Annotated in this window: 14 protein-coding genes and 1 pseudogene; 9 read left to right on the top strand and 6 right to left on the bottom strand. The window is 37.6% G+C overall.

Features of this window, described 5'->3' with window-relative positions; genetic code table 11:
• The first annotated feature begins 7 nt into the window (after nt 1-7).
• Nucleotides 8-994 (top strand): FecCD family ABC transporter permease, encoded by a 987-nt coding sequence (locus MHB75_RS11560; RefSeq protein WP_340997839.1) that lies wholly within the window; start codon nt 8-10, stop codon nt 992-994.
• The gene (locus tag MHB75_RS11555) at nt 991-1962 is read left to right on the top strand and encodes a FecCD family ABC transporter permease (RefSeq protein ID WP_340997837.1); all 972 of its coding nucleotides are present in this window, start codon (nt 991-993) and stop codon (nt 1960-1962) included. The genes MHB75_RS11560 and MHB75_RS11555 overlap by 4 nt, the downstream gene beginning before the upstream one ends.
• A gap of 276 nt (nt 1963-2238) precedes the next feature.
• Here MHB75_RS11555 and MHB75_RS11550 read toward each other — a convergent pair whose 3' ends face one another.
• Both MHB75_RS11550 and MHB75_RS11545 read right to left on the bottom strand, forming a co-directional pair.
• Nucleotides 2239-2769, bottom strand: coding sequence for a hypothetical protein (locus MHB75_RS11550; RefSeq protein ID WP_340997835.1), 531 nt, complete (start codon nt 2767-2769; stop codon nt 2239-2241).
• A 91-nt stretch (nt 2770-2860) separates the two neighbouring features.
• Nucleotides 2861-3638: pseudogene (locus tag MHB75_RS11545) on the bottom strand (IS30 family transposase).
• Between the two features lie 211 nt (nt 3639-3849).
• On the opposite strand from MHB75_RS11545, the gene MHB75_RS11540 reads away from it, so the two are divergent.
• The 3 genes from MHB75_RS11540 (at nt 3850) to MHB75_RS11530 (ending at nt 5445) form a co-directional block, all read left to right on the top strand.
• On the top strand, nt 3850-4521 hold the full coding sequence (locus MHB75_RS11540) for a leucine-rich repeat domain-containing protein (protein ID WP_340997834.1): 672 nt from the start codon (nt 3850-3852) through the stop codon (nt 4519-4521).
• A 92-nt stretch (nt 4522-4613) separates the two neighbouring features.
• Complete coding sequence (locus tag MHB75_RS11535) at nt 4614-4955, top strand: hypothetical protein (RefSeq protein WP_340997833.1); 342 nt, start codon at nt 4614-4616, stop codon at nt 4953-4955.
• On the top strand, nt 4948-5445 hold the full coding sequence (locus tag MHB75_RS11530) for a DNA-deoxyinosine glycosylase (protein WP_340997832.1): 498 nt from the start codon (nt 4948-4950) through the stop codon (nt 5443-5445). The genes MHB75_RS11535 and MHB75_RS11530 overlap by 8 nt, the downstream gene beginning before the upstream one ends.
• Nucleotides 5446-5489: 44 nt before the next feature.
• Here the strand turns inward: MHB75_RS11530 and MHB75_RS11525 are convergent, their stop codons facing one another.
• Together MHB75_RS11525 and MHB75_RS11520 are read right to left on the bottom strand one after the other, a co-directional pair.
• Nucleotides 5490-6104 carry a trimeric intracellular cation channel family protein gene (locus MHB75_RS11525; protein ID WP_068450378.1) on the bottom strand — a complete coding sequence of 205 codons (615 nt, stop codon included), beginning with the start codon at nt 6102-6104 and terminating at the stop codon, nt 5490-5492.
• Between the two features lie 97 nt (nt 6105-6201).
• Complete coding sequence (locus tag MHB75_RS11520; RefSeq protein WP_087681061.1) at nt 6202-7011, bottom strand: lipid II flippase Amj family protein; 810 nt, start codon at nt 7009-7011, stop codon at nt 6202-6204.
• A gap of 78 nt (nt 7012-7089) precedes the next feature.
• Here MHB75_RS11520 and MHB75_RS11515 point away from each other — a divergent pair, with 78 nt between their 5' ends.
• Together MHB75_RS11515 and MHB75_RS11510 are read left to right on the top strand one after the other, a co-directional pair.
• Nucleotides 7090-7554 (top strand): GNAT family N-acetyltransferase, encoded by a 465-nt coding sequence (locus tag MHB75_RS11515; protein WP_340997830.1) that lies wholly within the window; start codon nt 7090-7092, stop codon nt 7552-7554.
• Between the two features lie 51 nt (nt 7555-7605).
• Nucleotides 7606-8088, top strand: coding sequence for a hypothetical protein (locus MHB75_RS11510; RefSeq protein WP_340997829.1), 483 nt, complete (start codon nt 7606-7608; stop codon nt 8086-8088).
• A gap of 110 nt (nt 8089-8198) precedes the next feature.
• Here MHB75_RS11510 and MHB75_RS11505 read toward each other — a convergent pair whose 3' ends face one another.
• Both MHB75_RS11505 and MHB75_RS11500 read right to left on the bottom strand, forming a co-directional pair.
• A complete protein-coding gene (locus tag MHB75_RS11505) occupies nt 8199-9767 on the bottom strand; it encodes an IS1182 family transposase (RefSeq protein WP_340997827.1) in 1569 nt (522 codons plus the stop codon).
• Nucleotides 9768-9805: 38 nt separating this feature from the next.
• A complete protein-coding gene (locus MHB75_RS11500) occupies nt 9806-10009 on the bottom strand; it encodes a hypothetical protein (protein WP_340995029.1) in 204 nt (67 codons plus the stop codon).
• Between the two features lie 962 nt (nt 10010-10971).
• Between MHB75_RS11500 and cydD the strand changes: the two genes are divergently transcribed.
• Nucleotides 10972-12690: a thiol reductant ABC exporter subunit CydD gene (gene cydD, locus MHB75_RS11495; RefSeq protein WP_340997824.1), complete on the top strand. Its 1719-nt coding sequence runs from the start codon at nt 10972-10974 to the stop codon at nt 12688-12690.
• Nucleotides 12674-14377, top strand: coding sequence for a thiol reductant ABC exporter subunit CydC (cydC, locus tag MHB75_RS11490; RefSeq protein ID WP_340997821.1), 1704 nt, complete (start codon nt 12674-12676; stop codon nt 14375-14377). Before cydD ends, cydC begins: the two co-directional genes overlap by 17 nt.
• The last annotated feature ends 45 nt before the right edge of the window (nt 14378-14422 follow it).

Raw genomic sequence — 14422 nt, 5'->3', positions numbered from 1 at the left:
TGATGTTATGAAAAAAGAAACAGTAATCATTATAGTAACAGTCATAATTTTAATTTTAGGGATTTTTATAAATTTAAGCTTTGCTTCATCAATTATGAGTTTTAAAACGATATTTCACGCTTTATTACATAATGATTACTCGAAAGATACATTAATTATTAGAACGGTAAGACTACCAAGAGTATTAGTTGCGATTATGGTTGGCGTGAGTTTAGCGTTAGCAGGTGCAATCATGCAAGGTATTACGAGGAATGCACTTTCTTCACCTCAAACATTTGGTATTAATGCTGGTGCTTCATTAGTGCTCGTGGCGGCATTGGTTTTCTTTCCTGATTATAATGGTAACCAAAGTGCATATATTGGCTTTATTGGTGCGATTTTAGGTGGCGTGATTGTTTATACCTTTATTTATGGACACGAGAATAATCAAGTTCGTTTAGCCTTAGCGGGTATGACCATTCATTTGTTACTATCTTCGGTCACTGAAGTATTGATACTAATGAATGAAAATGCCACAGATATTCTATATTGGTTAACAGGTTCGTTAAACGGTAAAGATTGGGATAGTGTGGAAGTCTTATTACCATGGTTTGTAATCGGTACGATTATCACCATTATGTTAGCGAGACATTTAACAGTTATTTCACTTGGTGATGATTTAGCTACAGGATTAGGTATTTATAAGAAAAGGATTTATATTATATTTGGTTTAATGGTTATTATTTTAGCAGGTTCATCAGTATCTGTTGCAGGGCCAATTGGTTTTGTGGGATTAATTGCACCTCATATATCTAAGAGGTTGATTAGAGGCGGTTATGAAAGGCATATTATATTAACGGCACTGATTGGTGCGGTATTACTCGTATATTCAGATGCGTTATCACATATTATTGCATATCCTTATGAATCGCCTGTTGGGATTGTAACAGCTTTAATAGGCAGTCCATTCTTCCTTTACTTATGTAAAAATGGAAGGAGTGTTCAAAAAGGATGAAACTTAAATGGAAATATATCATCGTTTCACTCGTACTATTGGTCGCGTTATTCATTAATCTACAAGTTGGTTCTCAGTTTATAGGTATATCAAAGATTATATCTACATTTATTGGTTTTTCAGATGATTATGATTTTGTCATTTATAATTATAGATTGCCAAGAATGATTCTTTCGTTAATAGGTGGGTGTTTATTAGGTGTATCTGGAGCAATTGTCCAAAGCATACTGAGAAATCCTTTAGCATCGCCAGATATTATTGGTGTCACAAAAGGTGCAGGATTGTTTGCGGTTGCGCAAACAATATTGTTACCAGCACTTCCATTTTATTTCTTAGGTATTGCTTCATTTATTGGAGCGGTTGTACTCATTATGCTCATTATGCTTATAGGCAAATTGATCCAAGCAAGTACATACACAATAGCATTAATAGGTGTTGCTTTAAGTGCGATATGTCAGGCAGGTCTTCAATATTTTATGATCAGATATCCAGACAATATTAATACGACATTATTGTGGTTGTCAGGAAGTGTATGGGGACGTAATTATGATGACTTATGGTTCTTTATACCAGGAGTTGTGGTGTTGCCGTTTATTTTCTTATTTGCTCGTAAAATTGACATATTAAGTTTAGGTGATGAATCTGCTGTCAGTTTAGGAGAAAAAGTATCGCTCATTAGAAATGTATATCTTGTAATGGCAGCAATTTGTGTTGGTTCTGTTGTGTCAGTAACAGGAACAATTGGCTTTATAGGGTTAATTGCACCTAATATAGCAAGGCTACTAGCAGGACCAAAAGCCATTAAATTGTTACCGTTGTCAGCTTTAATAGGTTCAATATTCCTATTAGTAGCAGACGCAATAGGTAAAGGGTTGTTTCCTCCACTCGAAATTCCTGCAGGTGTTGTAACAGCCATTATAGGTGCACCTTATTTCTTATATTTATTAAAAAAATCTAAAATTGTGTAGTGATATATATTTGAGAGCCAGCCAGAAATCTAATTGGTAAAATATCAAGAGAGATAGGAATATGATTAATCATACAATAATAACTATAGTTAATATTTGAGTAATAGGATGTCAAAAATAACTAGTGACTCAAATGATCCATTAGATATAAAATGGTAATTGAATCGTCTACACTTAATTGGACAACTTTCCTGAGGGGATGTATTGTTAAATTAAGAAAGTAGGCGATTTTATTATGGCTAGACAAAGAAGAACATTTACACCTGAATTTAAACTTCAAATGGTTCGTTTATTTGATTCACTCGGCATTGGTACCGCAAATGCTGTATTACTTGCTGGAAACGACATGACTAATGCATGTACATCCAGTATTTCTCCATCTTGAACAGCTTCCATGATACCGAAGTCTACCTGCGCTTCTCCTTCTGGATGTGCTAAGCGTTCATGGACTTTGTCTGCTTCTTCTTCCTGTGCTACCTTCCATTCTTGAATAAAATTAAAAACCGTTCTGTAAGAACCTTGGAAACCCTCTTTTACTAGATCCTCAAATATTTTTTTGTTTTTTCGTCGTAACTTTTTCTTGAGCTTTAAATCTTCTTCTAACCAATCAACTACGATTTCTCCCCATTTTCCATCGTACATCATGCCTTTTTTTAAATGAGTTTTCTCTTGAGGGAGCTGATCCCCGTCACCATATTTTTTAGCAGTACGCCAATTGACTTGCATTATTTTTGCGATTTCAGTAATCGATAATCCTTTTTCGTTTCGTAATGTTTTGATACAATTAACTTCAGACATTGCTAGCATCCTTTCTTACCTCCCTGTTTTGGCTTCGACACCTTAAACAGTAGAGGGACTTGGGGTGGCTGGCAAGTCTTTTTTTATGCACGATAGATTGTCAAATTAACTGCACCACCTGATATTCAAATGCTTCCTGCGTGGTGTTCCAGTTGAGGCATTTTCTTGGTCGATTGTTGATCAATGAAAGTGCTTTTTCTATTTTTGCTGGTGTTAGTTGTCCCAAATCCATTCGTTTTGGGAAAAATTCGCGTAAAAGACCATTACTATTTTCACTCGTGCCACGTTGCCATGGCGCGTACGGATCAGCGAAGTAAATTGGGATGCCGTACTGTTTTTCGCTCGGCGAATGTCGCGATACATCCTTTTGTACCGCGTGCTGAAACGACGGTATCTAATTCCCAATGGCCAAACGTTTCACGCGTTTTGACTTCTTTTGGGCGATGCTGAATAGAAGTTCCAACGTTGAAACGCCCACGTGTTTCGCGTGGTGCCTGACGTTTTCCTTTTTGGCGAAGCACTTGAAGCGTCACGTGAAGTTTCCCTGAATAAAGCCAGCGATAAATTGTTTTGAAAGATAATTTGCCTTGAAACAAGGAACCGACAATCTGTTCAGGAGACCATGTCGCTTTTAGTTTTTCTTCGATAATTTTACGCAGTTTGTCGGTAAACTTTGAACGCGCACCACATTTTTTCTTCTGCGCAGCCGCGTGCCATTGCGCCTTTTCAGCTGACCATTCATTCAATCGCTTTAATTCACGAGAAATCGTTGTATGAGAACGGTTGAGATGACGCGCAATGGCACGACAAGAGTACCCTAATCCTTTTAAAACCTCTATTTTCGAACGTTCAGATATGGTAAGATGATAATAGCTCATTCAATATGGCCCCCTGTTGATTTTGGTGTAGGAACTTTAATTATACAGGTTCATATTGAATGGGTCTTTTTTATTTATTTTGAGTGGTGCATTTAATATTACAATTCGTCATATAATTAAAGACCTTTTATACTATACAATGAAATAAGTATGACGATATAACTAGCATACTAAGATTGTATAAAAATAAAGGATAGGAGGTTTTAAATAGATGTTTTCTAATGCAGAAGGTCAAATGACATGTGTCGATTTATCTGAACAACAATTAACTTGTTTTCCAAATGAATTATTTTTACAAACTGAATTGGAAGAATTGAATCTATCCCATAATCAAATTGAAGAGATGCCAGCAGAGGTAGGGTTATTACAAAATTTATCGGGAGCATTACACGTTGAATATAATCAAATGAAAGAATTGCCAAGTACGATTGGGAATTTACATAAACTAAAATCTTTAAATATTTCACACAACCAATTTGTTCAAATCCCTGAAGAGATTGGTATGCTTATTCAATTAACACATTTATCAATCGACCATAATCAAATTATGACAATTCCACGTTCATTTTATACACTTATTCATCTAAAAGAATTTTATGCAGGATATAATCAAATTGCGGAGATACAGGATTTTACGCCAAGTTTTTCAAGCTTAGAAGTACTCGATTTACAAGCAAATCAATTAAAAAGATTCCCTGGTAAGATGTTTAAATGTCAGGCTTTGAAAGTATTAAATATGCGAGGCAATCAAGTAACAGAGGTTCCAGCTGAGCTGTTACAACTAACGAGTTTACAAGAACTTGACTTACGAGATAATCCAATTGAAGATGTTCCTCCTTGGTTAGATATATTAATTGAAAGGGGCTGTAATGTTCAAATTTAATCAAGTGTTTTACGTATAAAAAATTTGCGTCGATATGCTACAATTGGTAAGAGAAGTCAATTTGATTAAAAGAAAGGTAGTTGGGTAATATTATGGATTCAACTAATACACAATTATTAATTGATGCGGCTAAAAGTATCATCGACAATGCAGTAGCGCTTCAAAAAGGTGAGCCAACAGGTAAAAAAGGCATGGAAAACTATTCGCATTTTAGTGCGAGTGTACATTCATTCCAAGTGTATACATTTATGGATCCGGAATTTGAATCATTCCAACCATTAAAAGATTTCAAACAAGCTGTTGCAAAATTTGATGAACATTATTCAAAATTACGTTATGAAATTAATGTGAAGGCGGATCAAAAAGCATCAAAACCGGATTTAGAAGCTCTTCAAGAACAATTTGAAAAGCTAAAACAAGCTTTCAATGGCTAAAATTAATAATGTACTAGCACCTGTCATTGACGAACAGACGAAAGTATTAATTGTCGGTTCGATGCCAGGGAAAATTTCTCTTGAGAAGCAGCAGTATTACGGAAATGAGCGAAATCATTTTTGGGGAATTATGTCGCATATTTTACAGCAAGATATACCATCTACATATGATGAAAAGATTGCATGGTTATTAGACAATCGGATTGGATTATGGGACGCGATTGCTTCTTGTGAGCGTGTAGGAAGTCTAGATTCAGCTATTAAACAAGAAGTACCAAATGATTTTGAAAAGCTATTGGTTCGTTATCCGAATGTTGAACGGATTGTTTTTAATGGTGGGAAAGCAGAACGTGTTTTTTTGAAGTATTTTAAACATACTTTTTCAGAGCAAGTTTCATATATGCTTATGCCTTCAACAAGCCCTGTTCCGGGAAAAAACGTAAAGTCTTTTGAAGAAAAAGTAATCTGTTGGCAGCAAATTATACAATAAAAGCTAGGTTGTTCGATGATTCATCGAAAACAACCTAGCTTTTTTCATTTTACAATTGTTGGTTTTAACGATTTAAATGGTAATGTCCATTTATAAATATATGAAATGATTCTTAAAATCGTGATGACGACAAATAATGTGTAGAGCGCCCAATCAGCTTTTACCCACTCAAGTCCAATAATTAAACCAGCGATTCCCGCCCAGACGGCATATACTTCTTGTTTTAAAACAAGTGGTTTACGCCCTGCTAGTAAATCACGAATAATCCCACCGCCAGAACCTGTTAAAATACCTGCTACGATAGCCGCTGCTACAGGTAGATTTAGGTGGACGGCATATAAGGCACCTTGAATAGCAAATGCAGATAGACCGACCGCATCAAAATAATTCCCCCATCGATTCCAATGCGCGATGCTTTTATGGGGAAATAAAAAGACAAGTGTTATAGATACAAGCGCAATTTGGAATAATGAAGTTTGTTCCCAAAGTGCAGAAACAGGAATATCAAGTAATGCGTTACGGATTGCACCACCACCAAAAGCTGTGACGATTCCTAGTAAGTAAACGCCGAAAATATCATATTCTTCTTCCATAGCGATAATTGCACCAGAGATTGCAAAAGCAATCGTTCCGACTACACTAAAAATCTCCCAAGTCAATGGCTGACACCCCTTTCAAATGACCATTCGTATTGTATCAGATTTATTGAAAAATACAACTAAATTTACGTTTGAAATAGACAATATATGTCCTTTCCTAGAGGAGTGTTGTGAACCAAGCGATATATTTTGCCCCAGGAATAAATAATAATTGAGCTACTAGAGTACCGATTAATCTTGATGTAATCATAAAAATGCTTGCTGTTTTCAGTTGATTATAGCGCCCTTTTCCTCGGATTACACTGTCCGCCATGACAGAAATCTTTGGGTCAATAAAAATAATTAAAAGGATTGTTGCTACACCATTAATCAGTCCAGATGCCATTGTAGCAGTTGCACTATGACTGGGCATTAAGAGAGCCGCATATAAAGCAGATAAGACACCAATCGTATAGATGGCTGTAATAAAAATATTAATAAAGAATAGGCGATACGGTGCATCCTTCCATTCAATCTCTTGCCAGTCTTTTCGTTTGGGTAAGCGAATATAGTTTAAACTACGGCGGAAGTAACCTTCTGTAAATCCTTTTTTAAATAGTGCACCAACAGAGCCATTCACCTCTGTTAAATGGATGATTGCTCGCGAGAATACCGCGATAAATGTTGGAAGTAGAAGAATACCTACAAGAGTGCCAACTGTTGAAGCGCCGATAATGAAGCGAAATTGTGTCTCTAAAAAAGCACCGCCATCTTGAGGTGCTTCATCGAGTAAGTTTCCTGTGAATGGTTGTTGCGCCATATTTGCCATACGTGACACCATCACAAGAATATTAAATAATGAGAGTGCCGAGGCAAGTAAGCCAACTCGCGCGCCAGATAAGCGAACTGCATAAGCGAGTGTTTCAATTGAGTGAATCATCAAAATGAAAATCGCGATGAAAATTAATTGAGTTGTGATGATTTCCATAAATGTAGTACCTCTTTTATAGTTTAAAGTTTACGAACAAACGTTCTTTCGGTAAAATGAAGAAAAGGGGATGAATGTATGTATTTTAAAAAATTTACGGTTGAAGATGAGCCACGTATTCAAAACTATTTACTAACAGAAGATCAACTGTTTTACACTGCCTCACCACGTGAAGTTATAAAAATAGAAGACTGCGAGAGACACCCTATTTTGGCGATGGATGAGGATTTATTTGTAACATTTTTTGTTTTGCATGAAGGAAAAGGCCCTCTTGATTTTTTAGGTACTGAACATGATATTTTATTACGTTCTTTTTCAACAGATGTTCGCTACGAAGGACGTGGCTATGCAACAAAAGTTCTTGAAAAAATTCCAAGCTATGTACAAGAGAACTTTCCACATATCAAGCGTATTATTTTAGCAGTGAATGAAGGAAATGAACGTGCGCGTACTTTGTATATAAAGCAAGGTTATACCGATACCGAACTTCGCATGGCAGGTCGCACATCAAATTTGCATATTTTACAGTATTCATTCGTATAGAACGCCATTTTTTGATAATCTTACTATATCACTTACTATGGGAGATTCTACATGAAAAAGAAATATTATTTTATCTTACTCTTTATTATTTTGGTTACAGCTTCTTTATACATTTTGACTGGAAAAGGCGGTATGGATCCGAAAGTTGTTGTGGATGCATATAAACAAGAATGGGGTGTGACGATTCCACCACCAACTGCGGAATCACCTATTCTAGCGCATGAATTAGCCCAAACAGGAAGTGGGCAATGGGTTACATTATATGAATACGATAAAATACCCTCTATGACGAATACAGAGATGGAAGAAGTTACGAAAGAGAACCAAGCTTATTATCAAAAGCTATTAAATAAGTTTAAAGAGGATGCAATTGATACAGGTTTGAAAAGTGATATGAAAAAATCTTTACAGGATCATGAACCAACAATTGAAGTAGGAGATTATGCATATTATCGTGCAAAAAATGATGGTAAGGACTATTTCTTAGCAATCCAAGAGAAAAAACAACTCTATACGTACACATGGCATGAATAAGCCTTGTAACTGGAGGCTGGGACATAAATAGCTCTCAGTCACACAAAAAAGGAGATTGCGCAGGCAATCTCCTTTTTTGTGTGATTTTTTTCATAAGTGATGGGAGGGTTTTACCCTCTCATCGCATACTTTCTTAGGTTGGTTGCCATTAAGGCAAGTCCGATTTCATTTCGGACCTTCGATTTTCCACGAAGTGAAAATCGAGTGAAACCTAAATTCGCCTTCAAAAATCCAAAAACTGGTTCCACATCGATTTTTCGTTTTCGATAAATGGCGCCTGTTTTTGCTTCTGAAAGCGTCGCTTGAATCATTTTCTTCTGTTCTTCCCAATGCGTATTGATGGCCAAACTTCGATTGTTTCCTTCACGTGCTTTTGTACAAGATGAACGGAAAGGGCATCCTGAACAGTCTTCACATGTATATATTTTAAAATGACGTGTAAATCCTGTTTTGTCCGTACGTGTTGAGTCGTATTGATACGTTACTAATTGTCCATTCGGGCACGTATAACAATCTGTCGTTGCGTTATATGCCCAATTGCTTGTTTTAAAAGGATCTTTAAGATATTTTCGTTGCTGTTCTTTGCGATACATACCATATGTAATTAATGCTTTACGTTGGAGTGTTTCTACCACGTATTGATAGTTCGGTTCACTACCATAACCTGCATCGGCGACAATATGTTCAGGTAATTCAAAATAATGAGCTTGAATATCTTGTAAAAAGGGCACGAGTGTTTTCGTATCTGTTGGATTCGGATACACCTCATAAGCAAGGACATATTGATTTTCTGTTGCGATTTGAACATTGTAACCGGGTTTCAGTTGTCCATTCTTCATATAATCGTCTTTCATGCGCATAAATGTCGCGTCGACATCGGTTTTTGAATAACTATTTCGTGTACCCATCTGTTGTAAATGAAGACGATATTGTCTTTTTCGGACAATCCAATCTTTCACTTGTTTTAAATATTGTTTCGGTGTTTTACGTGCTGCACGCAATTGTTTTCGTTCGGTTGAATCAGAGGAAGCTTCCAGCTTTTCTGTATAATCATCAATTACTTCTTCTAATGTCGAAGCGACTTGTTCTAGCTCTTCTTCAGATAAAGCCTCTTTTTGTTCCTTTTGAATGGCAGGCAAAATACGTTCTTCTACGAGTTGCTCGTATAAGGCATTAGACTTTTCAATCATACTAGCTTGATAGTTTTCAACCGACTTCTTCCATACAAAAGTGAACTTATTGGCATTCGCTTCAATTTTTGTACCATCAATGAAGATTGCTTGTTGGTCAATGCATTTTTCTTCAATTAATCGACACCGGAATTGGATAAAGCATTGTTTTAGAAGTTCTTGCATCTGTGGATGAACGCGAAAACGATTAATCGTACGATAGCTTGGTTCGTAACCTTGTGCTAACCACATCATACGTACACTATCTTTTGTTAAATCTTCCATCCGGCGACCTGAAAAAATAGATTGTGTATAACCACATAAAATAATTTTTAACATCATTTTAGGGTGATAAGAAGGACAACCTGTCGCTTTGTAGAAAGGAGCGAAAGCTTCTTCTGGAATACTTTCGACTAAATGATGGATCGAAAAAGCAATATCTTTTTCAGCTAGTTTCATTTCAAAATCTAATGGTAAAATCACTTGATTCATGTTATAGTTTTTATACATAAAGAGCACTTCCTTTTATTATTTTTGTGGTAAGATACTTAAATTTTAACAGGAAAGGCTCTTTTTTTGTATCCTATTTTTTGTTTTAGATGGGCGTGAGGGCGTGACTTCTGCGGGAACAGCACGAGCGGAATATCCATGTTGGCGATGCATCGCCAACATGAGATGAAGCCGTGCCCGCGAAAAGCATCGCCCAAAACGAACATCCGCAGACAGACCAAAAAGAGCTTCGGCATTTTCATGTGCCGAAGCTCTCTTGCTTTTAGCTAGGGTTTTGTCCCAGCCTCTTTTTGTTGTTGTGAACGAAACGGGACATTGGATTGAAGAAAGGGACATTCGCTCGACGAAACGGGACATTGGATTGAAGAAAGGGACATTCGCTCGGCGAAACGGGACATTGGATTGAAGAAAGGGACATTCGCTCGACGAAACGGGACATTGGATTGAAGAAAGGGACATTCGCTCGACGAAACGGGACATTGGATTGAAGAAAGGGACATTCGCTCGGCGAAACGGGACATTGGATTGAAGAAAGGGACATTCGCTCGGCGAAACGGGACATTGGATTGAAGAAAGGGACATTCGCTCGACGAAACGGGACATTGGATTGAAGAAAGGGACATTCGCTCGACGAAACGGGACATTGGATTGAAGAAAGGGACATTCGCTCGACGAAACGGGACATTGGATTGAAGAAAGGGACATTCGCTCGGCGAAACGGGACATTGGATTGAAGAAAGGGACATTCGCTCGGCGAAACGGGACATTGGATTGAAGAAAGGGACATTCGCTCGACGAAACGGGACATTGGATTGAAGAAAGGGACATTCGCTCGACGAAACGGGACATTGGATTGAAGAAAGGGACATTCGCTCGACGAAACGGGACATTGGATTGAAGAAAGGGACATTCGCTCGACGAAACGGGACATTGGATTGAAGAAAGGGACATTCGCTCGGCGAAACGGGACATTGGATTGAAGAAAGGGACATTCGCTCGACGAAACGGGACATTGGATAGTGGAATCGAATTATTCGCCTCTCATTCTAAAAACTATGGCGAAACTTCAACAACTTTTCACGTTTGTGAAGAAGCGATGTAATTTTTGTGAATGAAAAAGTAATTCTGTCTAGAAAAGGGTATTGGAACAAGAAAAGCATAATAAATTCTTCTATAGTGGAATTAAGAGAGAAGGTGCAATTTCATGGTATGGCTACAGAAATGGGCAATGAGACAAAAAGGTGTTTTAGTAGGGAATGCTATTTTTTCTATTTGTATAGGGTTAGCAATTATTGCGCAGTCTTATGCAATTGTTCAAGTTGTCAATGAAGTGTTTATTAAAAAGTCTGCTTTTTCAGCGACATTTCCTTATATAGCAGTATTAATTGGTGCGATTATTATTCGTGTTATTTGTACGAATGTAAATCGCCAATTAGGTGTCCGTCTATCAACGAATGTGAAAAAAAGTGTCCGCCAGTCACTTCTTAAAAAGTGGCAACAAGACCCGCTTCAGACATCCGTCAAAGGACAGACCGGTAGCAAAGTGACAATGTTGATTGAGATGATTGACCAGTTAGAAAGTTATTACCGAGATTATGTGCCACAGGTGATTCAGTCGATGCTTGTACCGTTCATCCTATTAATAGCGGTATTTATGACACATATTTATAGTGGGTTGATTCTTTTATGTACAGCGCCACTTATTCCAGTTGCGTATATTATTGTTGGTTTACAAACGCAGAAAAAATCAGAACGACAATTAAAAGAACTGACCTTTTTTTCAGGGAAGTTTTTAGATTTAGTACAAGGACTACAAACATTAAAATTATTTGGTCAAGGGAAGCAACAACGAGAAGAACTAGCTGAGAATAATCGTGCTTTTCAAACATCGACTATGAGTATTTTAAAAGTTGCGTTTGCCTCGACATTTTTCATTGAATTAGTTGTAACACTTGGAATCGGATTAGTTGCAATCGAAATTGCGTATCAAATGATTACATTTGAAACGATGACATTTGCCCCTGCATTTTTCATTTTAGCGGTTGCCCCTGAGTTTTATAATGCGATTAAAGACTTAGGTAGTGCATTCCATTCAGGGCGTGGTTCTATGGCAGCAGCTGAAATTTTAGAAGAGGAATTAGAACGTCCAATCGAGCCAGTAAAATGGGGGACACAGTCACTTGAACAACAACCAAGTATTGCGATTGAACAGGGTGCTTTTCAATATGGTGATACGTTCAAATTAGAACAACTGAATGTGAAAATCTCTCCGAATAGTCGAACAGCGATTGTAGGACCCACAGGACAGGGTAAGACGACGCTTCTAAACATTCTGGCTGGTGTATATGAAGTAACAGAAGGTCATGTGAAAATCGATGGGAAGCTGCGTCATGAAGTCTCGAAAGATGCTTGGTTTGAGCAGATTGCCTATATTTCACAACATCCGTATTTATTTACGGGAACGATCGCAGAAAACATTCAAATGAAGAAAGGTGCTTGTGATGAGGTAGCCGTTCAGCGAGCAATTGAACAGGCTCAATTAGGCGATTGGATTGCGACATTACCGAATGGTATGCATACAGCAGTAGGCGAAGCAGGTCGCGGTATGTCGGGCGGCGAGAAGCAGCGCCTAGCGATTGCGCGTGCTTTTTATAAACAATGTACAATTGTCTTCTTTGACGAGCCGACGATGGGCTTAGATGTGCAAACAGAACAATTGTTACAGCGTGTAATGGATGAATTAGCACAAACACGAACCGTCATTACAGTGGCACATCGTTTGCATACGATTCAACAAGCAGATCAAATTCTACTTGTTCATAATGGAACAATTGAACAGACAGGTACACATCAGGAATTACTTCAAAAGAGTGCGATTTATCGTGAAATGGTAGGGGGCGAGCGACATGAAGGTACTTGTTAATTTAGTCATGCAAGAAAGAAAAGCTGTTCTCATCTCCATTCTTTTAGGAAGTATTGGTGGTATTACAGCTGCAGGGCTATTTGCGATGAGTGGATATATCATTTCGGAAGCCTCTTTAAAACCACCACTTTACGTTATTTTAATTTTAGCAGCTTGTTTAAAACTATTTGGCATTACAAAATCAGTAAGTCGCTATTTTGAACGAGTTGTCTCACATGAAGGTACGTTGAAAATATTGAGTAATATTCGTATGACCTTTTATGACCAACTCGAACGACTAGCACCACGTATCTTCACAAAATATCGTAGTGGCGATTTACTATCGCGTATTGTCAGCGATGTAGAGTCACTTCAAAATTTCTTTTTACGTGTATTTTATCCACCGATTGTTTTGGCAATTGTCTTTATTTGTACGATTTTCTTTACGATGTTTTACTCGGTATGGATTGCGTTCGTTATTCTAGTCAGTCTCATTTTAACTGCAGTTGTTATTCCAACGCTGCGAACGAAAAGACATGAAAAAGTAGGGCAACATAAGCTAGAAAAGCGTGCGGCACTTTCAACGGAGATGACGGAAGTTTTATATGGCTATCGAGATTTAACGATTAGTCATACATTACATGAACAAATGGATGAAGTAGCAGCGATTGCGGATGCTTATGCAGAGGAACAACATAAGGAGAGTAAGGCACTTATTCGTGACCAAGCACTCAATGCATTCGTATCCATGCTGACTGTCGCTTCGGTACTCGTGATTGGTGCATACTTTGTGACAACAGGTTCATTGAATGGTTTATATTTAGCGATGCTCGTGTTAATTACATTGACGGTATTTGATTTAGCGATTCCAATGGCACTCGTTCCTACATTTGAGAAAGAGTCGGATCAAGCGATGACCCGTTTACAAATGATTGAACAAGAAGACTTCGGTAAAGAAACAGATATTGGTACATTTATTAAAAAGCAACCATTTTCAATTGCTTTTCAAGATGTATCTTTTCGATACGAAGGGCAAGCTGAAGACACATTACATCACATTCAATTTATGGCTTTACAAGGTTCGCGAACAGCGATTGTCGGCGCGAGTGGCTCTGGTAAATCGACTATTTTCCAATTGATGCTCGACCTCTATAACCCAACAAGTGGGCAAATTCGAATTGCAGGACAACCGCTTGAAGAAATTCAATCCGAAGATTTATGGAAGAAGACAACGGTATTGTTACAACAAAATCACTTCTTCTATGGTACAATTCGTGATAATTTACGTATCGCAAAACCAATTGCGACAGACGAAGAATTAGATTATGTATTAAAAGAGATGGAACTTGATTTTGATTTAAACATGCAAGTGTTAGAGCATGGCGAAAACCTATCAGGTGGGGAGAAGCAGCGACTTGCACTAGGTCGCATGTGGCTGAAAAATACATCTGTTTGGTTACTAGATGAGCCATTTTCTGCACTTGACCCTGCAACAACCAAACGTTTGCATCATAAACTCATTCAAAAAACGAAAGGGAAAACGGTTGTCATGATTAGCCACCGCCTACAAGGGTTGGAACAGATGGACCAGATTCTTGTAATGGATGAGGGACGTATTGCAGAAGTAGGTACACATGCAGATTTAATTGAACAACAAGGCATCTATTATCACTTGAAACAAATCGATGAACATGTTTTACAAGAATGAAAAAAGAGCTGAACCCATTTTGAAATAATGGATTCGGCTCTTTTT

This window comes from Kurthia sp. FSL E2-0154 (assembly GCF_038003625.1).
GTDB lineage: Bacteria > Bacillota > Bacilli > Bacillales_A > Planococcaceae > Kurthia > Kurthia gibsonii.
The sequence above is the reverse complement of the archived record's forward strand: the minus strand, read 5'-3'. Positions and strand labels throughout refer to the sequence as shown.

What these genes read in the sequence shown, in the direction of transcription:
- MHB75_RS11560 (WP_340997839.1), top strand. Translation starts at nt 8, where the DNA reads ATGAAAAAAGAAACAGTAATCATTATAGTAACAGTCATAATTTTAATT.
- MHB75_RS11555 (WP_340997837.1), top strand. Translation starts at nt 991, where the DNA reads ATGAAACTTAAATGGAAATATATCATCGTTTCACTCGTACTATTGGTC.
- MHB75_RS11550 (WP_340997835.1), bottom strand. Translation starts at nt 2,769, where the DNA reads ATGCTAGCAATGTCTGAAGTTAATTGTATCAAAACATTACGAAACGAA.
- MHB75_RS11540 (WP_340997834.1), top strand. Translation starts at nt 3,850, where the DNA reads ATGTTTTCTAATGCAGAAGGTCAAATGACATGTGTCGATTTATCTGAA.
- MHB75_RS11535 (WP_340997833.1), top strand. Translation starts at nt 4,614, where the DNA reads ATGGATTCAACTAATACACAATTATTAATTGATGCGGCTAAAAGTATC.
- MHB75_RS11530 (WP_340997832.1), top strand. Translation starts at nt 4,948, where the DNA reads ATGGCTAAAATTAATAATGTACTAGCACCTGTCATTGACGAACAGACG.
- MHB75_RS11520 (WP_087681061.1), bottom strand. Translation starts at nt 7,011, where the DNA reads ATGGAAATCATCACAACTCAATTAATTTTCATCGCGATTTTCATTTTG.
- MHB75_RS11515 (WP_340997830.1), top strand. Translation starts at nt 7,090, where the DNA reads ATGTATTTTAAAAAATTTACGGTTGAAGATGAGCCACGTATTCAAAAC.
- MHB75_RS11510 (WP_340997829.1), top strand. Translation starts at nt 7,606, where the DNA reads ATGAAAAAGAAATATTATTTTATCTTACTCTTTATTATTTTGGTTACA.
- MHB75_RS11505 (WP_340997827.1), bottom strand. Translation starts at nt 9,767, where the DNA reads ATGTATAAAAACTATAACATGAATCAAGTGATTTTACCATTAGATTTT.
- MHB75_RS11500 (WP_340995029.1), bottom strand. Translation starts at nt 10,009, where the DNA reads ATGAAAATGCCGAAGCTCTTTTTGGTCTGTCTGCGGATGTTCGTTTTG.
- cydD (WP_340997824.1), top strand. Translation starts at nt 10,972, where the DNA reads ATGGTATGGCTACAGAAATGGGCAATGAGACAAAAAGGTGTTTTAGTA.
- cydC (WP_340997821.1), top strand. Translation starts at nt 12,674, where the DNA reads ATGAAGGTACTTGTTAATTTAGTCATGCAAGAAAGAAAAGCTGTTCTC.